Genomic DNA, 20,259 nt, shown 5'->3' with positions numbered 1-20,259 from the left:
CCGAGGGCCACGCGCGGCGACGTGCTCGCCGATGACCACCCCGATGCGCGCCGTCGGCCGCCACATCCCACTCCGCCGGACCGGCCCTCCTGACGAGGCCTCGTACTTCACCGGCGCCAGCCTCGACGGCGGCTGGGCGACTGCGCTCTGCCCGGCTCCTCCGTTCGCCCCCGGCCGACCTCCGGCTGAAAGGACCCGCACGTGAACAAGGTCAGCGCGAGCGCCGCCGAGGCGGTCGCCGACATCTGCGACGGTGCCTCGCTCGCCGTTGGCGGCTTCGGCCTGTCCGGCATACCGGCCACCCTCATCGGCGCCCTGCACGTCCAGGGCGCCACCGGCCTGAAGGTCGTCTCCAACAACTGCGGCGTAGACGGCCAGGGACTCGGCCTCCTACTGGCCGCCGGCCGTATCAGCCGTGTGACCGGCAGTTACGTCGGCGAGAACAAGGAGTTCGCCCGCCAGTACCTCAGCGGCGAGCTGGAGGTCGAACTCGTACCGCAGGGCACCCTGGCCGAGCGGCTACGGGCCGGCGGGGCCGGCATCCCGGCCTTCTACACACCGGCAGGCGTGGGCACCCAGGTCGCTGACGGCGGCCTGCCCTGGCGTTACGCGGCGGACGGCAGCATCGCCCTCGCTTCCCCCTCCAAGGAGAAGCGCTCCTTCGGCGGCCGCGCGCATGTCCTCGAACACGGCATCACCACCGACTTCGCGCTCGTCCGCGCCTGGCGCGGCGACACTCACGGCAACCTGGTCTTCAACAAGGCCGCCGCCAACTTCAACCCGCTGGCCGCCATGGCCGGCCGCATCACGATCGCCGAGGTCGAGGAACTCGTTGAGCCCGGCGAGCTGCCCCCCGACGCGATCCATCTGCCGGGCGTCTTCGTCCAGCGGGTCGTCGCCCTCACGCCCGCGCAGGCCGCCGACAAACTGATCGAACGGCGTACGATTTCCGCGCCCCAGGCACGAGAGACGGTGCACAGCTGATGCCCTGGACCCGCGACCAGATGGCCGCCCGCGCCGCCGCCGAACTCACCGACGGCTCCTACGTCAACCTCGGCATCGGCCTGCCCACCCTCATACCCGGACACCTCCCGCCGGGCGTCCATGTCGTCCTCCACTCCGAGAACGGCATCCTCGGCACCGGGCCCTACCCCACTGAAGGCGACGTCGACCCCGACCTCATCAACGCCGGCAAGGAAACCGTCACGGTGCTCCCGGGAGCAGCCTTCTTCGACTCCGCCCTGTCCTTCGGAATGATCCGCGGCGGCCACATCGACACCGCCGTGCTCGGTGCCATGCAGGTCTCCGCGACCGGCGACCTCGCCAACTGGATGATCCCCGGAAAGATGATCAAGGGCATGGGCGGTGCCATGGACCTCGTTCACGGCGCCCGCCGCGTCATCGTCCTCATGGATCACATCGCCAAGGACGGCAGCCCCAAGATCCTCGACGAGTGCACCCTGCCCCTCACGGGCCAGGCCTGCGTCCACCGCGTCATCACCGACCTGGGCGTCATCGACGTCACCGACAACGGCCTGGTCCTTGTCGAAACCGCCCCCGGCGTCACCCACCACGACATCACCGCCGCCACCGCCGCGAAACTGCGCACCGCCGCTTGAGGCACGACAACCGATAGCACCAACCAGTTCGGTTCGCCGACTTCACCGACGCCAAAGGCATCGACCGGAATCGGGTGGCAGTTTCAACCGTGGATGCACCGCGATTTCCGCCGCGGCCATCCCTGTTCACAGAGGTACACATGCTCGCAATGACTGGCAGCTGGCCGGGCACCGAGCGTGTATGGGACAAGCCCTCCCTCACCATCTACCAGGTCAACGACGACCAAGGCTGAGGAACCCACCATGAAGAAGCTTCCCGCCCAGCGCGGCCGCGTCGCCGTCATCGGCGCCGGGCCCGGCGGCATGGCCGCCGCACTCTCCGTCCACCAGGCCGGCCACGACGTCGTGCTGTTCGAGCGCTACCCGCACGCCAGACCCGCCGGCAACATCCTCAACCTGTGGCCGCCCCCCATCAAGGCACTCGGGCTGCTCGGAGTGAACACCGAGGACCTGGGTGCGCCCTGTACGTCCGAGTTCCGCAACGCCCGCGGCCGCCGCCGGGTCCGCGCGGCCCTTCCTGAGCAGGTTGTCCGCGACTACGGCGGCGGCTTCATCGGCCTGCTGCGCCCCGAGCTGTACGAGAGGCTGCTCGACGCGCTGCCCAAGGGTGTCCTGCAGGTCAACCACACAGTGGAGCGCATCGAGCAGGACGAGAACGGTGTTCGACTGCACCTCGCGGACGGACGAGTCCACGAGGCGGACCTCGTGATCGGCGCGGACGGCATCGATTCCCTGGTCCGCCGCACTCTGTGGGGCGACAGCCCCAAGCGCGAGCACAACCTGCACATCTTCGGCGGCTACACCTTCGACGAGAGCGTCGAGACCGAGCCCGGGATGTGCGTTCTCTCTCACACCCGCACTGTGCAGGGCAGCTGGACCGCCATCCGCGACAAGGGACGTGACGGCCACCAGTGGTGGATACTCGAAGCGTTCGACGCAAGGCGGGAGTTCTCGGGGGACCTGCACTCGAACGCGACCGGCCTCGGCCAGGACTTCGCCCGTCCGCTCCCCCAGCTGATCGCCGCGACCGACCCCGCGCACGTTCAGCGCTGGGTGATCCGCGACCGCAAGCCGCTGAAGCAGTGGTCCAAGGGCCGCGCCACTCTCGTCGGCGACGCCGCGCACCCCACCTCCCCGTACGCGGGGTACGGCGCCGGCATGGCCACCGAGGACGGCTATTTCATCGGCCGCCGCCTGGCAGGGGTGGACCTGAGCGACTACGCCGCTGTCCGCCGGGCACTCGACGCCTTCGAGGCCCCCCGCAAGCCGCACACCGCCCGGCAGTCCCAGCACGCCTATGCCCTCGGGCAGGTCTTCCATCACGCGCCGCGCGCTCTGCAACCGATCCGGGACGTGATCCTGGACCGCACCCCACTGATGCAGAAGGTGGTCGGTGACTCCACCCCCAGTTCGATCCTCACTCAGCTCGAGGAGATCGACCGGGCCGAAGCCCGCTTCACCGCACTCCTCGGCCTCGGCGAGGCGCACGGCACCACTCCGTGACCTCGTGGCTGGGACCGCGCCCGGCGGGGCGCGCGGAAGATGTGGCCACCGGTCCGCGACGTGAATCGCGTCCGGGGCGCCGAGCCGTCCGGCCTCGGCATATGCGGTGGACCGGTCACGGCAGATCAGCTCGACGCCGGGATGGCCGGCGAGTCAGGCGACCACCGTCGGCGTGGTCCGGTCGGGCAGCAGATCGATGGGACGGTGCGTGTCGATGTCCACCAGGATCGTGCCGTAGTTGTGTCCCTTGCGCAGAGCGAACTCATCCACCCCGAGCACCCGTGGAGTGTGCACTTCGGGCTCCGGCAGACGACGTATCAGCCGCAGGAGCGTCGACCGGCTCGCCCGGACCGCGAGCGCGTTCGCCAAACGGGCGCCGGCCCGGCCAGCCAGCATCACCCCTACCTGTTGCAGCACCGTCTGCAGCCCGGGGGCTTCGCCTCCCATGCCGGAAAGTGAGTCCGTCGACCTGCTCGACGAACGTGGCCTGTCGGCAGTCGCGGTCACGGCAGCGGAGCCGCCGGACCTGTAACTCGAGCGACACGGGACGCCCGGCGACCGGAGTATCGGAAAGGTGGCGCACGTATCGGCTGTGCACCCGGCCCGACACCGTCCCGCAGGCGGGACATGCGGCCCGCTCCGCCGATGCGCGGGCCCGCACGACCACCAACTCGCCGTCGACCACTGCGTTTTCGATCACTACACCTTCGATCTGGTGGAACCTCAGGTCCTGGAGGAACACATCACCCACGACCGTTCATGATCGCGCTTGTGGTGACCCTCCGTGGCCCCGGCACTGAAAGTGATCCAGAACCACTCTTCAGCCGTCGTCGACACAGAGCTACTTCATTCCCGTGGTGGCGATTCCCTTGACGAGGTAGCGCTGGCCGACGAGGAAGACGATGAAGACCGGGATCAGCGTGATGACGGACATCGCGAACAGCGATCCCCATGAAGCCCCGCTGGTGGCGTCGACGTAGTTGCGCAGGGCCACGGGTGCCGTCTGCAGTTCCGGCTTGGTCAGGTAGATCAACTGGCTGAGGAAGTCGTTCCACGTCCAGATGAAGGTGAAGATGGCGGTGGTGGCCAGGGCCGGCAACGAGATGGGCAGCAGAATTTGGAAGTAGATACGCCAGTACCCGGCTCCGTCGATCTTGGCTGCCTCGTCCAGCTCGGTGGGCAGACTCCGGAAGAACTGGATCATCAGGAAGATGAAGAATGCGTCCGTGGCGAGGAACTTGGGAACGATCAGCGGGAGAAACGTGTTCACCCATCCGATCTCCGAGAACATCACATACTGCGGAATGATGAGTACGTAGATCGGCACCATCAGAGTCAGCATCATCATGCCGAAGAAGAACGCCCGCCCGCGGAACTTCAGCCGCGCGAAGGCGTAGGCCGCCATGGAGCAGCTGACCAAGTTGCCGAGCAGTGCCCCCAGGACGACGATCGCCGAGTTCATCAGGTACGCCCCGAACGGGTGCGACAGCGCGTTCCAGCCGTCGGAGTAGTGCCCGAAGTCGGTCTCCGTGGGCAGCAGGGAGGGCTCACGGAAGATGAGAGCGTCCGGTTTGATCGAGCTGGCGATCATCCACAACAGCGGGTAGACCATCACGAGGCCGAAGGCGATCAGCACGACGTGCTTGATGAGCGCGCGTATCCGAGCCACCCGCCTACGGCGCTGCGCGGCGGGAGCAGGCGCAGGAGTTGGAGCAGGCGAAGGAGTGTCTTCGGCCTTCAGGAGTGTCATCTCACTTACCGTCACCGTAGAACACCCATCTCTTGCTGAAGTAGAAATTGATTGCGGTCAGGGCGCCGACGATCACCACGAGCAGCCACGCCATGGCCGAGGCGTAGCCCATGTGGAGTCGGCCGAAGCCCTCCTCGTACAGGTACAGCGAGTAGAAGAGGGTCGAGTCCGAAGGACCTCCCGTCCCCCCGCTGACAACGAACGCCTGGGTGAAGGACTGGAAGGAGCTGATGACCTGGAGAACGAGGTTGAAGAAGATGATCGGCGTGAGCAGCGGCACGGTGACGTGCCGGAACTGGTGCCAGCGGCCGGCGCCGTCGAGGGCGGCGGCTTCGTAGTACTGCTCGGGGATCTGCCGCAGACCGGCCAGGAAGATCACCATGGAGGAGCCGAAGGTCCACACGTGCAGGACGACGAGGCTGTACAGCGCGGTGTCCGGGTTGGAGATCCAGCCGGGCCCGTCGATGCCGAAGAGACCGAGGAACTTGTTCACCAGGCCGTCGGTGCCGAAGACCTGTCGCCACAGGATGCCCACGGCGACCGAGGCGCCGAGGAGCGAGGGCAGGTAGTAGACGGACCGGTAGAACGCCAGCCCCTTGATGCCCCGGTTGAGGATCATCGCCAGGGCGAGGGCGACCGCCAGCAGCAACGGAACGCTCAGGGCGACGTAGGCGAAGGTCACGCCCAGGGATGTGCGCAATCGGGGGTCGTCGAGCATCTTGCTGTAGTTCTCGAAGCCCACCCACTCGGGAGAGCTCAGCAGGTTGTAGTCCGTCATCGAGAAGTACAGCGAGGCGATCATCGGGCCGAGCGTGACGCCGGCTATGCCGACGAACCACGGCAACAGGAAGACCCATGCGGTCCGTTCTTCTTTTCTGGCCGCCTGGCTGAGGGGGCTGCGGAGCACAGTCATCGTCCTCGGGTTCTTGGTTCGGGTGCGGGTTTAGGAGTCGCTCGACGACGGCTCGGCGTGCTGCGATGCGGACAGCGGACAGCGCACGACGGCGACGTCCGCCGCGTCGAGGACGAGCGTCTGCCCGGCCTCCAGGCGGCGTCCGGTGATCAGGTCGGTGCCGGAGCGGTCGAGGGTGACGGTCGCCTTGTCCTGCCGGTGGTTCAGCAGGAACAGGTACACATTCGTGTCCGTCCGTCGCTCGGTGACCTCGACGCCTCGTGGTGCGGCGTGCACCGGTCGCACCTCGGCACGGTCCAGGACGTGCCGCACCAGGGCCTCGAGGGCGTCGTCGTCCAGACGTGTGCCGACGTACACGGCGCGGCCCTGGCCTAGTTCGTGCTCGACCACTGCGGCTTTGCCGGTGAGATGCCCCTTTCGGTAGACGGCGAGCGGTCGGGCGGTCTCCGTTTCGAGGTCGTCCTGCCACAGGGAAGCGGTCGCGAGGAAACCGGTCAGGGCGGCCTGTTCGGCTGCCGCCTGGACCGGCACCGTGGCCTCGGCGGGCAGCGGAGAGAACTCCTGCACGTGCGCGCCGATGATGTCGCGCAGGGCTCCGGGGTATCCGCCTTCGACGATCCGGTCGTCCTCGTCGACGATCCCGGAGAAGTACGAGACGACGAGATGGCCGCCGTCCTCCACGAACCTGTGCACGGCCGCACTGTGTTGACGTGTCATCAGGTACTGGTTGGGGATGACCAGGACGCGGTAGGGCGACAGGTCGTCGTCGAGGGTGACGACGTCGACGGCGACCTGGCTGTTCCACAGGGCCCGGTAGTGCCGGGCGACGGTGTCCCGGTAGTCGAAGGCGTTGTCCGGGTGGGCGCAGCCTTCCACGGCCCACCAGTTCTGCCAGTCCCAGACGATCGCGACCTGGGCGCTGGTGCGCGCTGTGGCGATCTCGTCGATGGCCCGCAGTTCGTTGCCGAGGGCCTTGACCTCCTGCCAGGTCCGTGTCTTCTCTCCGCCGTGCGGGAGCATCGCGGAGTGGAACTTCTCCTGCCCCTGGCGTGAGGCCCGCCACTGGAAGAACATCACCGCGTCGGAGCCGTGCGCGACGGCCTGGTAGGAGCCCAGGCGCATCCGGCCCGGCTGTTTGACCTGGTTGGTCTTCCACTGGCTGACCGCGCCGGCCGCCTGTTCCATCAGCATCCAGGGCTGCCCGTCGCGCAGGGTGCGCATCAGGTCGTACTGGAAGGCGGCGACGGACATCGAGTGCGGCTTGCCGGGGTCGGGGTAGCAGTCGAAGGCGACGACGTCGAGTTCCTTCGCCCACCGGTGGCTGTCGGTCAGCCGGCACCCGAAGAAGTTGGTGGTCGCCGGCACGTCCGGCGTGACCCCGTGGAGCAGGTCGCGCTCCTGTGTGAGCAGTTCCAGCAGGAGCTCGGAGGTGAACCGGGAGAAGTCCAGCTCACGGGAGGGATTGACCGAGCCGCGCACGGGCCGGGGCAGGTGCACCTGGGACCAGTCGCCGTAGCACTGGCTCCAGAACGCCGTGCCCCACCGGTGGTTGAGCTCGTCGAGGGTGCCGTACCGCCCCTGCAACCAGCCGCGGAAGCGCTCGTCGCAACGGTCGCAGTAGCAGTCGGAGTGGTACTCGTTGCCGATGTGCCACATGGCCAGTGCCGGATGGCTCCCGTACCGCTCGGCCAGCTTGGTGGCGATGCGCCGGCTGCGGTCCCGGTAGACCGGGGAGGAGGGGCAGAAGTGTCCTCGACTGCCGATGCCGTGCCGCACTCCCTGCCGGTCCACCGACAGGATCTCGGGGAAGTCCGTGGCGAGCCACGGAGGTGGCGCGGCGTTCGGCGTCGCGAGGTTGACATGGATGCCGTTCGCCCACAGCAGGTCCATGATCTCGTCGAGCCATGAGAAGTCGAACTCGCCGTCGGCCGGCTCCAGCATGGCCCAGGAGAAGACGCCCAGGCTCACGAGCCGCACGCCCGCGGCTCGCATGAGCCGGACGTCCTCCTGCCACACCTCCCTCGGCCACTGCTCCGGGTTGTAGTCCCCGCCGTAGACGACTCCCGGCAGTCGACTGCGAAAGGTGTTCATGCGCGGATCGTTCGTGCGCGGATCGGACACAGCGGGGATTCCTTCCGGAGGCGCTACTACATGTGGCAGCTCAGAGCTGGGACTTGATCTCGGAGATGAACTTCTTGGCCGCCGCCTTCGGCGACAGGCGGTCGAACAGCACGTCCTCGTTGAGGCGCTGGAAGATCTCCGGGACTGCGGGGCCGGCCTCCGCGTTGGGGAGGTGCACCGCGGTCGGCTTCAGGGCGTTGACACGGCCCAGGTAGTCGGCGATCCGCTTCTCCGCGGGGGACAACTCGGGCGTGATCGCCTTGAGCACGTCGGGGTTGACGGGAACACCGCGGTCGAACTTCCCGATCTTGCCCGCCTCGGGGGAGTTGACCAGGAAGTCGAGCAGCTGCGCGGCCTCCTTGGGGTGTTCCGTCCGCGCCGAGGCCCCGTAGAAGACGCCGGGCTTGGTGTAGGCACCGACCTGGGTGGCACCGTCCTCGCCGGGGAAGAGCAGCAGCTTGGTCTCGCGCCCACTGGCGGCCTCCAGCGCGCCGAGCTGGGTGACGGACATCTCGGTCATTGCCGCCTTGTGCTGGGCGACCAGGTTCTGCTCGATACCGGCTCCTGAGGCCAGGGCCTCGACGGCTGCCTCGGGGCTTGTCGTGGCACCGCTGTCACGCAGGTTGACGACCCACTCCCAGTAGCCGGTCATGGTCTTCTCGGTGAAGCCTATTTCGCTGCCGTCCTCGGTCCAGTAGTCCTCACCGTGCTGCCGCAGCCACGGGCCCACCATGTTGGGGTAGAGAGGCATGACACTGCCGACCAGCTTCGACTTCGACTTGGCGACGGCGGTGGCGGTCTTCACGTAGTCGTCCCACGACCACTTGGTGTCGTCCGGAATGGGCACACCGGCCTTCTTGAACGCCGCCGGATCCACAGCGACGCCGAACGCGCTGTCGCCGGCCGGGACGCCGTAGAGGCCGCCCTTCACGGTCGTCATCGACATCGAGTTCGGGGGCAGCTTGTCGGTGTTCAGCACGTCCTTGACCTTCTTCAGGTCCATCAGCTGCCCGTTGTCGATGTACGAGTACATGAACGGGTCCGTGATCTGCAGGACGTCGGGCATGTCACTGGCCGCGGCGCTGGTCGACAGCTTCTTCCAGTAGTCGTCCCAGTTGGAGTACTCGACCTGGACGCTGATGTTCGGGTGCTCCTTCTCGAACAGCGCGATCATCTGCTTGGTCTGCTCGTGCCGGACGTCCGACCCCCACCAGTTGAACCGGATGACGGTCTTGCCGCCGTCGTTGCCGGAGGAGTCCGCGGCGCAGCCAGCGGAAAGGACGAGGGCGAAGACCGAACAGGTCAGCCCGACTGCCCGGAGTCGAGAGCGTCTGCTCGGACGGGACGAGTGGTTCATGGTGGGGCTCCTCTGCTGCCATCACTGGGCGGTGTGCCCAGACGGGGGAAACGTCGTCTCAGGAAGTCGGCGTAGGACGCCGGCTGTTTCGCCGCGTGGCGGCCAACTGCACAACTCGGCTGCTTTGCGGGCCGCGAAAGTTACTTGCGATCCGGTTGCCTGCCGCTCGCCCGGCTCGTCGGGATCCCGGGTGGGCCGCAGCGGGTCTGACAGGGTTTGTTGTGAACGTACGCTGGAGCCTTGGGTCGGTGTGCCGAGCTGATCCGCGAGGTTGACCGCGAGCGTCGCGCCGAGTTGAGGGCTGTGTGCGTCAGCAATAGTGAACGTTCACGCGGCGAGCGTAGTAACCGGCCACATCTCGGTCAAGAGGTCTCTGCATAACGCTTGGGTACTTAGTGCGACTTCACCGGTTCCGGACCGGTACGGAAGCGGAACGGGCCGCGCGGGAACATGCCGGGTCAGCGTGTTCCGCGCGGTGCGGACAGGGGTTCGGGCGCGTATGTCCGCCCGGACGCCCGTTGTACGACGGCCGGTTGGTGGGGCCGACGGGCTATATGGTGTGGTTCGTCCTCGCCGGTCCGGACGACTCGCGCAGCACGAGGCGGCAGTCGAGGTCCAGACGCAGTTCCGGCTCGGTCTCCTCGCGGATGCGGGCGAGCAGGGCACGCATGGCCCGGCGGCCCAGGGCCTCGCGGTCGAGATCCACGGTGGAGATGGACGGGTTGAAGTACGCGGTGAACTCCTGGTTGTCCCAGCCGAAGACACTCACGTCGTCCGGGACGCGCCACCCGCGGTCCTGGAAGCCACGGATCACGCCCATGGCGACGTCGTCGTTGGCGGCGAGGACCGCGGTGACACCGGAGTCCGCCGACAGGCCCTGGGCCGCCTCGTATCCGGACCGCACGGACCAGTCACCGTCGATGACGGCGTAGTTCTCCAGGCCCCGCTCGGCGACCGTCCGCAGATAGACCTCGCGTCGCTTGCGCGCCGACATCCAGTCCGTGCTGCCGGCGACGTGGACGAACCGCCGATGCCCCAGGGAGACGAGGTGATCGATGATCATGGCGGCCGGCTCGCCGTCAGCCGTGATCCCGTGGGACCGCATCTGGTCGTCGTACTCCCCTATGACGACGGTCGGAGTATGGTCCAGCCCCAGCTTTTCCAGGTCGCCGATGGGGGTGAAGGTCAGCACTCCTTCGGCCTGACCGGAGTCGAGCAGGGAGCGGACGCGGTCGCCCCTGACCCGTTCGTCGCCTTCCAGGCCGACGATGTCCAGCAGGTAACCGGCCGCCTGTGCCTCGGCGGACGCTCCCCGCAGGATCTGCGAGGGCACGAAGGTCGTCATGGCCGGCAGGACCACGGTGACGCGGTTCGACTTGCGGGTGCGCATCGACCGCGCCACCAGGTTGGGCCGGTAGTCCAACTCGGCCACGGCCTGCTCTATGCGGGCCACCGTCTGCGGCTTCATACCACCGTTGCCCCGCAGGAAGCGCGAGACGGTCTGATGCGACACCCCCGCGCGCGCCGCGACGTCGAGGATGGTGGGACGCTTTCCGAACGGCGGCTTCGGCCGTTTCACGTCCCGCTCCGCTCTCTCCGGTCCCGTGTCCGCGTCCACCGTGCCGCCCCCCGCCGCATCCCCACGCCCCGTACGCCCGTCGGTACTGTACTGCCGAGTTCTCCATGGCAGGCCGGGTCCCTTCCTCTTGCCGTCTCGCCGGACCCGAGCGCATGGGCCGGTCGAGCTCGGCTGCCCCGCTGATCGTCCGGCCTGGCCGGCCGCATGGTCCCTGTCCGGGCCATGCGGCCGGCCGCCGGATCCGCCGTCACCCGGCGGCTCGCGTTCCTCATGTCAGACCTGCACGGTCCAGTGCTGGTTCGTGTGCGACTCGTCGTTCCAGCACGTGTACTGCAGCAGCCGGGCGCCGTCCGTCGAGAGAGCCCGGTCCACGTCGAGGCACTTGCCGGAGTGACGGGCGATGATCTCGACGTAGCCGGTGCCGGTGTCGCTCAGCCGCCACTGCTGGCTGGTGCGGCCGTCGCAGGTCTGCTGGACGATCGCGGCCGAGTTCGCCGTCGAGGAGCCGGTCACGTCCAGGCACAGTCCCGAGTGCCGGGAGAGGATCTGGTAGTAGCCCCCGCCGACTTCGTGCAGCTGCCACCGCTGGTCGCCGCCGCCCGAGCAGCCGGCCTGTTCGATCGCGGCGCCGGCCGTGGTCGAGGAGCCGACCGCCTCGGCGCACTTGCCGGAGTGCCGCGCCTTGAGCGTCGTCGTGTCGGCCAGCTGGGACAGTGTCGATGTGAGGACGGGCACGTAGAAGTCGGTGATGCCCGCGATGTTCGGGTGCGTCCCGGTGCCGCCACTGCCTGGGAAGGTGTTGACGAGGTTGTCGAACGTGTACGCCACCCGCTGGGCGTCAACACGCGTGTCGAGGGTCGCGTCCGCGAAGACGTCGGCCACCGCGATGCCCCACTTCTGTGCGGCTTGCAGGTACACCTGGCGCAGGGCGAGTTGGGTGTCCCAGTCCCGTGAGCCCATTTTGTGGGCGGCCACGTACACGAGCTGGGCGGACGGCCACTTCTGCCGCATCGTGCGGATGGTGGTTTCGAGCGTTCCGGCGTACGTGCCGGTGTCGAACGTGGCGGGGTCCTGGGAGGCGCTGACGGTGCCGACCGCGTAGGTGTGGTTGGTGAAGATCTCGCCGGCGTCGTTCGTGCCGCCGTCGAAGACGACGAAGTCGGGCGCCTGCGCGTTGGCGTTCTTCACCTGGGTGAGGATCTGGTTGCTGGTGGGACCCACGGTCGCACCGTTCACCGCGTACTTCGTCAGCGTCATGCCTTCACGTTCGGCGAGGAAGTTCATGAAGCTGCGGGAGTACTTGTGCCCCCAGACGATGCTGTCACCGAAGGCGTAGACGGACGAGCCGGTGAGGGATCCGTAAGCGGGGTTCGCGGGGCGGGTCAGGCGGAAGTTGTCGATGGACTGCACACCGGTGCCGTAGTAGTTGCAGGCGACGAACTTCGCCAGGTTGGTCCCCGTGATGGCTTTCGTGCCGGAGGCCAGCACGATCGGCGCGGCCTCCTTGCTGGTGATCGTGTACTGGACCTTCTGGAGGGTGAAGTCCATGTGTAGATCGACCGTGTACCACTTGGTCCGGTCGAAGCTGATCTTGGTCCAGGTGGGATTGAGTGAGTCCGGAGCGGAGGTGGAGTCCGAGTCGGGTCCGGTCACGGCGTAGCGGACTTCCGCTGCGGTCGCGGCCAGCCCGAAGACGAGGTGCCCGGCGTCGTCGCGCAGTTCCAGACCGGTCTTCATCCCGGTGCTGGAGATGGCCGTCTTCCAGTCGAACCGCAGGTCGAGCGTCTTCTCCTGGGTGATCGAGGACGCGAACGGACGCACGGACGTCGTGTAGTTGCCCATACCCTTCGTGACCTCCAGTACGCCGTTGCCGATGGCGGCCCCGACCGGGAAACCGAAGTTCGCGGGGGTCGTCTGGGCGTCGAACGTCTCGTTGATGAACGTCGTGCCGGGGGTTTCGGCGGCGGAGGCGGCCGGAGCCGTGAGGAAAGTCGCGAGGAGGAGGATGCCGGCGGCCAGGGAGCCGGCCCATCTTCGGGGCCGACGGCCCGTTCTGCGCATGACCGTATACACGTGATCTCCCTTGATCTGGTGATACCGACCGGTGCCCGGCGGGGAGGAAGGTACCCGGCCATGGCTCGGCCCGAGGGCGCACAGAAAAGCCACGAAGTACCGGGGCGATGAAGTGTCCGATAACAGCAGGGGCAATTTAGTGATCGTTCACCTGAGCGGTCAAGATGTCTGCGGGTGATCGTTCACTACGTGGGGGTCCCACCGGCACGACCTGAGGCGACCGGCTCTGGGCTGCGAAGCAACTCTCCCCGTTCACACCGTTGACACACAAGCGTTTCAGCCAGTCTTATGTGCGCCATCGTTGGTTTCGGCCACTATCTGATCGCCAGGGCCTCGCCATCGCCTGTCGGCTCGATCACGCTGCGCCCGACCCCCCTGCCTCGAAGGTTCCTGACGGGCACCGTCGAACCCTCAATCGTGATCGTTCACTATCCGGCAGAAGTTCACCACACGGAGGTAGTGCAATGAAGTCGAACACCGGCCCTTGGTCGCGCCGCAGATTCCTCGCCACGAGCGGGGCGGCAGTCCTCGGGGGCATGGCGCTGAACCTCGTCGGCGGTCTCCCCCGGGCTGCCGCGGCCGGCGGCGTGGTGTCCCACGTCGACACCTCGAAGTCCACGTACGACAAGATCACTCTGATGGTCGACGGGAAGCCCTTCTTCCACAGTGGCGTCCAGTTCCGGTACGAGAAGCACAAGTACACGTTCGGCTGGACGGACGCCCAGCTGAAGCCGGTGCTCGGGATGATCCGCGACGACGGGTTCACCGTGGTGAACATCCCGATCTGGTGGTCGAAGGTGGAGACCTCGAAGGACGTTTTCGACTTCACCGACATCGACCGGTACCTGGCCTGGTGCGGGGAGTTCGGCCTCAAGCTGGAACTCCTGTGGTTCGGCCACGAATCGACCGGTTCGTCCCTGGCGGCCCGGATGCCGGCCTACGTGATGAACGACTACCAGGCCGTGGTGAGGTCCGACGGCACCAAGCTGACCCTGAACGGCAACCCTCTCCTTGACAAGACCGATCCGAACCTGCTCGCCAGGGAGAAGTTCGTACTCGGCCGGCTCATGACCCACCTCGCGTCCGCCGACACCGCTCACACCGTGGTCGGCATCCAGGTGCTGAACGAACCGAACGTGTCGAAGCAGCAGGGCGGCCAGTCCATCGCCCGGAGTTTCAGCACCTACAGCACCGACCTGTGGAACAGCGGCGGATACACCGACACGACGAAGTTCCGCAAGGACGTGCTGCTCAACTACCTGACCCAGCTGGGACAGGTGATCAAGCAGTCGGACTACTCGGTGTACACCCGGACCAACCTCGCCGGCAGCGCGGACACGGTGCCGGTCGCCGAGAACGAGGCCCTCAGGGCCCAGGGGACGGCGACCATCGACTTCTTCGGGAAGGACCCGTACACCACGGGCCTCGACACGCTCTACAACTACGGGAGGGACGCCGTCTGGGCCCAGGGGAAGAACTTCCCCATGATCATGGAGAACTTCGGCGGATCCGCGGCGGCGGACGTCGAGAAGTTCAACGCCATCGCCGGGAACACCGCCCACAATCTGTACGCCGCCCTGGACCCGGACTCCAGCACGGGCAGCAGCAGTCACGGCCTGTACGACTTCAACCCCACCACCAAGGTCGTCACCCGCAAGGCCGTCTCGGACAAGGTCGCCCGGCTCAACCACGTGCTGAACAAGATCCACCGGGACCTCGCCAGCAAGCGTCCGGTGGAACGCGGCGGAACCGACCTGCAGACGTTCAACCGGAGCGCGACCGCCAGCACCACCACCACCAAGACCGTGGGCGGCGTCAACATCGCGTTTACGACATCGAGCGGTGCGCAGGCATTCGGCGTCAGGCGCGGTGCGGCCGAGTTCGCCTTCACCACCACCACCGAGGCCACGTTCACACTGCCGGGAAGCATCGGTGTCGTACGGTCCGTCGAAATCGGCCAGTACGACGCGAACGACACCTGGGTGAAGTCCGGCACCAAGGCGTACAGCACGGTGTCCGGGGACACCGTCATCGCCCTGGCGGCCGGCGAATGTGTGCGGGTCGCCTACCTCGTCAGCGGCGCGCGGTACAAGCTGAGGAACACGTCCTCGGGCAAGTACCTCGACACCGATGCGGACGGTGCGGTCATCCTCGCGTCCGCGACCACCTACGACGACCAGGACTGGATCGTCGCCAAGGACTCCTCCGGGTCCTGGACCATCAGGAACGTGCGGACGGGACGCTTCTATCTGGAAGCCGCCGCCACCGACAACAACGTCATATGGAACACCGGCACTGTCGCGGACGCCTCGCTCTGGACCCTGGAAGGGGTCGCGGCAGGCGGGCTCCGTGTCAGGAACACCCACACGGGAAGGGCCTACCTGTACGGGAACTCCGCGGGTGAGGCGAAGTGGAACACCGGAACGCAGGACGCGAACACGGTCTGGGAGTTCCAGCCGAAGTAGCCGCCCCCGCCGTTCCTTCCCCCGCGAGGCCGGAACGGCGGTCCACGCGGGGGAAGGGACGGCGCAGGAGGCCCGTGTAATGATTGCTGCATGACGCAGGCCGAGGTGTTGCGGGCTCTGGATGCCAGGGCCGCCGACCAGTGGGGTCTGGTGACCACCGCGCAGGCGAAGCTGGACGGTGTGCAGGGCGTCCAGCTCCTGCGGCTGGAGCGGTCCGGGGCACTGGAGAGCGTCGGCCACGGGGTGTACCGCCTGGCCGCCTCTCCCCAGCCGGAGCACCTCAGGATCAAGGTGGCGTGGCTGCGGCTGGATCCCGGGACCCCGGCGCGGGACCGCCGTACCGACGGCCCCGGGGCGGGTGTCGTCTCCCACACCTCCGCGTGTGCGGTGCACGGCCTGGGCGGCCGGCCCACCGACCCTGTGGAACTGACGGTCTCGTCACGCCGTACCACGCGTGACGAGACCGTCGTGCTGCACCGCGCGGCCACGGACGCCCAGGACATCACCACCGTCGACGGGCTGCCCGTCACCACCGTGCCGCGTACCGTCGTCGACCTGCTGGAAGACCGTGCCGCCGCGGCCCGTACGGGCACGTTCGTCGCCGAGGCCGCCGCCCGTGGCCTGGTGCGCGTCGACGACCTCGCGCCACGGGTCGCGGCCTTCGCCGGTGCCTACGGGCTGCCCGCGGACGCGTCCGGCGCGGAGCTGCTGGAATTTCTGTGCGAGCAGGCGGGTCGTCCTCTGCGGGCCGGTAGGGCCGGTCGGCCCGCCGCGAAGGGCGCCGGTCCGGGGGCGGCCTCCGGCCCGGAGCGGAAACGGCCGACCATCTGGGAGGTCGCCAAGCGGGCCGGCGTGTCGCACCAGACCGTGTCCCGGTTCCTGAAGAACGACAGCGGCATGAAGCCGGCGACGCGAGAGAGGATCGAGCGTGCCGTCGCCGAGCTGGACTACCGGCCCAACCTCATGGCCAGGTCGATGCGCACGCAGCGGTCCCACCGGATCACCGTCGTGCTGCCCGAGTTGAGCGGCTTCGTTCCGATCCCTCTGCTCAGGGGCGCCTCGGCGGCGGCGCACGAGGCCGGGTACATGACCGACGTCGTCGGGCTGGAGGGCGGCGAGTCTCGGCGCGCCCGCAGCGTGCTGTCCCTGCTGGAGACCCGGCAGGCGGACGGGGTGCTGTCACTGGTGCCGTTGGGAGACCTCGGGGACCTCGCCGGCGGCAGGGGCGCCGGGCACTGGCCCGTGGTGGTGCTGGGCGAGTACGACGACAAGCTCCAGTCCCGGGGACGGCTTGCCGACGGGCGGCCCGCCGAGGAGATCCTGCGTCACCTCGCGGACCAGGGACACCGCCGGTTCCTCCACGTCGCCGGCTCGCAGGACTGGGCCTCGGCACGCAACCGGCGGGCGGTCTACGTGGAGGCGATCGAGCGACTGGGTCTTACGTCCTACGGCGTCTTCGACGGGGACTGGTCCGTGCGCTCCGGCTACGAGGCCGCGCGGGACCTGCCCGCCGACTCCGGCGTGACGGCCGTGCTGGCCGCCAACGACTACGTCGCCCTGGGGGTACTCCGCGGCTTCCAGGACCGCGGAATGCGGGTGCCCGAGGAGATGAGCGTGTTCGGCTGGGACGACGAGGAGTTCACCCGGTACTTCTCGCCGAGCATCTCGACGGTGCACATCAACAAGGAAGAGGTCGGCCGGCAGGCGATGCTGTCGCTGCTCGCTCTCCTGCGCGGTGAGCCCGAGCCGAAGTCCGAGGTGACGGATCTCTTCCACCTCGTGCCGCGCGGGTCGAGCGGCCCGGTCCACCGCTGAGCCCGGTCAGCGTTCCGGTAGGGCGTCACGCAAAATGTGAACGATCACTACGCAACCCTTGACCACGAAGGTGATCGTTCACTACGTTCGGGCTGCCACCCTGTTCGTGTCGGCGAGAGCCCAGTCCGTCCGACAGAGCCGTTCCCCTCGACCGCACGGTCACGCGTGCACGCCCTGGGCTGAGCAGGTCGAACCGACCTTCTTCGTCAGCGGTTGACGAACCCCCGGTGCCGCGCCCAGGCACCGCCCGAGCTTCCCCGAAAGAGCCCCATGACTGAGTACAGCCAGCCCGCGAGGGTGGCGATCGTCGGTGCCGGCAACATCGCCGACGGCTGCCACATGCCCGCCGTCCAGGCCCAGAACGGCGAGGCGACCGTCATCGCCGTCGTCGACGTCGACCTCCGGCGCGCCGAGGCCTTCGCCGCCCGCTGGGGCATTCCCGCCGCCTACGACAGCCTCGACCGGATGCTCCAGGAGCAGCACCCGGACCTGGTCGTCGTCTGCACACCCCCGATCGCCCACGGCGAGGCCATCACCGCCTGTCTGGACGCCGGCGCGTCGGTGTGGTGCGAGAAACCCCCCACCCTCTCGGTCGCCGAGTACGACGCCGTCGCCGCCCACGAGCGCGAGGGCGGCCCGTACGTCTCCTACGTCTTCCAGCACCGGTTCGGGTCCGCCGCCCGAGCCCTGCGGGAGCACATCCGCAGCGGCAGCCTCGGCGCTCCGCTGATCGGCGTCTGCCACACGCTGTGGTACCGGGACGACGCCTACTTCGACGTCCCGTGGCGCGGCAAGTGGGAGACCGAGGGCGGCGGTCCCACCATGGGCCACGGCATCCACCAGATGGACCTCATGCTGTCCCTGATGGGGGACTGGACCGAAGTCCGCGCCGCCATGGGCACGCTGGCCCGCGACGTGGAGACCGAGGACGTCTCCATGGCAATGGTCCGCTTCGCCAGTGGCGCCATGGTGTCCATGGTCAACAGCCTCCTCTCCCCCCGAGAGACCAGCTACCTGCGCTTCGACTTCCCCGAAGCCACGGTCGAACTGTCCCACCTCTACGGTTACGACAACACTCACTGGACGTGGACCCCCGCACCTCACCGGGCCGAGGCCACGGCCGCCGAGCTCGGGGCACCGCTCGACGACGAGGCCAGTTCGCACGCCGCGCAATTGCGCCTGCTGTTGCGCTCCCTGCGCGCCGGGCAACGCCCCGAAGCCAGTGGTGACGACGGCCGCCGCGTCCTGGCCTTCATCGCCGCCCTGTACCAGTCGGCGGCGACCGAACGCCCCGTCACCCCGGACATGATCACCCCGGACAACCCCTTCTACCACTCCATGAGCGGCCGCCTCCGCGCCGCCCAGGACAACACCGACAAGGAGAAGACCGGTGTCTGACACTCACTTCCGGATCGAACACGACGAGGCCGGGACCGAGTTCGTGGTGTCGGCCGCGGGCACAGACCTCGCCACGTACGTCTACCGGCCGGCTACCCCCCTCGAAGAGTCCCCCAAACCGTATCTCTACCCGTTGAAGACCCTCTCCGGTGCGCCCGTGGGTGTCTACCGGCCCTGGGACCACCGCTGGCACAAGGGCCTGCAGATGACCTGGTCGCATCTGTCCGGCGACAACTTCTGGGGTGGGCCCACCTTCGAGCAGGGGGCGCCGGGCCACGGCTACGTCTGGCGCGAGAACCACGGACGGCAGGTGCACCGCGGCTTCGACCGGCAGGAGGACAGCGGCAGCGAGGTGTCGATCTCCGAGGTCCTGGACTGGGTCGCCTCCAGCGACGAGGTGTGGATCGACGAGACCCGCACCCTTCGCTTCCACAGCGCCGATACCGGCGACGGCGTCTGGGCGCTGGACTTCACCACCGACCTGACCAACGTCCACCACGAGCCCCTGGAGATGGGCAGCCCCACCACCCACGGCCGCACCAACGCCGGATACACCGGACTGTTCTGGCGCGGGCCCCGGGCCTGGACCGGCGCGGACGTCATCGCCGACGGGGGCCATGACGGCGACGCCGTCATGGGCACCCAGGGCGCCTGGGCGGCCATCACCGGCGAACACGACGAGATCGACGGCGGTGCCACGGTCCTCGCCTATGCCGGCACCACCACGGCCGCCGTCCCGCTGAAGTGGTTCGCCCGCAGCAGTGCCTTCGCCTGCCTCAACCCGTCGCCCGCCTTCGACACGGAGATCAAGCTGGAACCCGGTGAGACCCTGTCCCTGAGCCACCGCTTCGTGTTCATCGACCGCATGGTGGACCGCCGTGAACTCGAGCCGATCGCCCAGAGGTTCACGCTGTGACCGGCCTCCCCGACTTCCCCGGAGCCGTGGGACTGAGCCAGCTCGAGGTGTACCCCTGGCCCACGGCGGACGACGAACACGGCGGCTCGCCCCACATGCACCTCGTCTGCTCGGAGTGCTACGTCGTCGTCAGTGGCCGCGGCCGACTGGAAACCCTCAACCACAATGGGCACACGACGACCGAGCTGCACCCCGGAGACACGGTCTGGTTCACCCCGGGCACGATCCACCGCGCCATCAACGACGAAGATCTGCGCGTGATCGTCGTCATGCAGAACAGCGGCCTCCCCGAAGCAGGCGACGCGGTCATGACCTTCCCGTCCGAGTACCTCTCCCCCGAGACCTACCCGGACGCGGCCTCGCTCCTCGACGCCGAAGGCAGCCCCGGCCCCGAGCGCGCGCAGGCCCGCAGGGATCTGGCCATCGAGGGGTTCGGGGAACTGACGCGGCAGTGGCGGCGCGGCAATCGCTCGGCGTACGAGGAGTTCTGCGCGGCAGCCGTGCGACTTGTCCAGCCACGCCTGGACGTCTGGGAGAAGACGGTCAACGACGGTGCGCTGGCCGTCGCACAGGAGGCACTACGGCAGATCAGCGCGCTACGGAAGGGCGACTTCAACCACCTGTTCGAGGCGGCCCTTTCGCGTATCGCCCAACCGCCTCGGCAGACCCTGGGCATGTGCGGTTTCCTGCGCGCCTACGACCCGGTCCGCCGGGCCGGCACCTCCGCCGACCCTCAGTGACGCCCCCGCC

General features: G+C 68.1%; 15 protein-coding genes. 8 read left to right on the top strand and 7 right to left on the bottom strand.

Annotation, left to right across the window (positions count from 1 at the left end; all coding sequences use genetic code 11):
* Nucleotides 1-201: 201 nt before the first annotated feature.
* From P1P70_RS04700 to P1P70_RS04690, 3 genes are all read left to right on the top strand, one after another.
* Nucleotides 202-984 (top strand): CoA transferase subunit A, encoded by a 783-nt coding sequence (locus tag P1P70_RS04700; RefSeq protein WP_319234833.1) that lies wholly within the window; start codon nucleotides 202-204, stop codon nucleotides 982-984.
* On the top strand, nucleotides 984-1,619 hold the full coding sequence (locus P1P70_RS04695) for a CoA transferase subunit B (RefSeq protein WP_319234831.1): 636 nt from the start codon (nucleotides 984-986) through the stop codon (nucleotides 1,617-1,619). The genes P1P70_RS04700 and P1P70_RS04695 overlap by 1 nt, the downstream gene beginning before the upstream one ends.
* 243 nt (nucleotides 1,620-1,862) lie before the next feature.
* Nucleotides 1,863-3,122, top strand: a complete 1,260-nt coding sequence (locus P1P70_RS04690; RefSeq protein ID WP_319234829.1) for an FAD-dependent oxidoreductase — start codon at nucleotides 1,863-1,865, stop codon at nucleotides 3,120-3,122.
* A 153-nt stretch (nucleotides 3,123-3,275) separates the two neighbouring features.
* Here P1P70_RS04690 and P1P70_RS04685 read toward each other — a convergent pair whose 3' ends face one another.
* The 7 genes from P1P70_RS04685 to P1P70_RS04655 form a co-directional block, all read right to left on the bottom strand.
* Nucleotides 3,276-3,569: a transposase gene (locus tag P1P70_RS04685; protein ID WP_319234827.1), complete on the bottom strand. Its 294-nt coding sequence runs from the start codon at nucleotides 3,567-3,569 to the stop codon at nucleotides 3,276-3,278.
* A 394-nt stretch (nucleotides 3,570-3,963) separates the two neighbouring features.
* Complete coding sequence (locus P1P70_RS04680) at nucleotides 3,964-4,791, bottom strand: carbohydrate ABC transporter permease (RefSeq protein WP_319234825.1); 828 nt, start codon at nucleotides 4,789-4,791, stop codon at nucleotides 3,964-3,966.
* An 82-nt stretch (nucleotides 4,792-4,873) separates the two neighbouring features.
* On the bottom strand, nucleotides 4,874-5,785 hold the full coding sequence (locus P1P70_RS04675; protein WP_319234823.1) for a sugar ABC transporter permease: 912 nt from the start codon (nucleotides 5,783-5,785) through the stop codon (nucleotides 4,874-4,876).
* Between the two features lie 30 nt (nucleotides 5,786-5,815).
* Nucleotides 5,816-7,876, bottom strand: a complete 2,061-nt coding sequence (locus P1P70_RS04670; RefSeq protein ID WP_319234821.1) for a beta-galactosidase — start codon at nucleotides 7,874-7,876, stop codon at nucleotides 5,816-5,818.
* A gap of 70 nt (nucleotides 7,877-7,946) precedes the next feature.
* On the bottom strand, nucleotides 7,947-9,263 hold the full coding sequence (locus P1P70_RS04665; RefSeq protein WP_319234819.1) for an ABC transporter substrate-binding protein: 1,317 nt from the start codon (nucleotides 9,261-9,263) through the stop codon (nucleotides 7,947-7,949).
* A 550-nt stretch (nucleotides 9,264-9,813) separates the two neighbouring features.
* Nucleotides 9,814-10,842: a LacI family DNA-binding transcriptional regulator gene (locus tag P1P70_RS04660; protein WP_319234817.1), complete on the bottom strand. Its 1,029-nt coding sequence runs from the start codon at nucleotides 10,840-10,842 to the stop codon at nucleotides 9,814-9,816.
* 273 nt (nucleotides 10,843-11,115) lie between these two features.
* Complete coding sequence (locus P1P70_RS04655; protein WP_319234815.1) at nucleotides 11,116-12,915, bottom strand: RICIN domain-containing protein; 1,800 nt, start codon at nucleotides 12,913-12,915, stop codon at nucleotides 11,116-11,118.
* A gap of 464 nt (nucleotides 12,916-13,379) precedes the next feature.
* On the opposite strand from P1P70_RS04655, the gene P1P70_RS04650 reads away from it, so the two are divergent.
* The 5 genes from P1P70_RS04650 (at nucleotide 13,380) to P1P70_RS04630 (ending at nucleotide 20,249) form a co-directional block, all read left to right on the top strand.
* On the top strand, nucleotides 13,380-15,380 hold the full coding sequence (locus P1P70_RS04650; RefSeq protein ID WP_319234813.1) for a DUF4978 domain-containing protein: 2,001 nt from the start codon (nucleotides 13,380-13,382) through the stop codon (nucleotides 15,378-15,380).
* 90 nt (nucleotides 15,381-15,470) lie between these two features.
* Nucleotides 15,471-17,195: a substrate-binding domain-containing protein gene (locus tag P1P70_RS04645; protein WP_319234812.1), complete on the top strand. Its 1,725-nt coding sequence runs from the start codon at nucleotides 15,471-15,473 to the stop codon at nucleotides 17,193-17,195.
* Nucleotides 17,196-17,465: 270 nt separating this feature from the next.
* Nucleotides 17,466-18,593, top strand: coding sequence for a Gfo/Idh/MocA family oxidoreductase (locus P1P70_RS04640; RefSeq protein WP_319234810.1), 1,128 nt, complete (start codon nucleotides 17,466-17,468; stop codon nucleotides 18,591-18,593).
* Nucleotides 18,586-19,509: a PmoA family protein gene (locus tag P1P70_RS04635; protein WP_319234808.1), complete on the top strand. Its 924-nt coding sequence runs from the start codon at nucleotides 18,586-18,588 to the stop codon at nucleotides 19,507-19,509. Before P1P70_RS04640 ends, P1P70_RS04635 begins: the two co-directional genes overlap by 8 nt.
* Nucleotides 19,506-20,249 (top strand): cupin domain-containing protein, encoded by a 744-nt coding sequence (locus P1P70_RS04630; protein ID WP_319234806.1) that lies wholly within the window; start codon nucleotides 19,506-19,508, stop codon nucleotides 20,247-20,249. The genes P1P70_RS04635 and P1P70_RS04630 overlap by 4 nt, the downstream gene beginning before the upstream one ends.
* Nucleotides 20,250-20,259: the final 10 nt, after the last annotated feature.

Origin of the sequence: Streptomyces sp. MB09-02B, assembly GCF_033794485.1 — a bacterium.
Lineage (GTDB): Bacteria > Actinomycetota > Actinomycetes > Streptomycetales > Streptomycetaceae > Streptomyces.
This window is presented reverse-complemented; position numbering and strand designations above follow the sequence as displayed.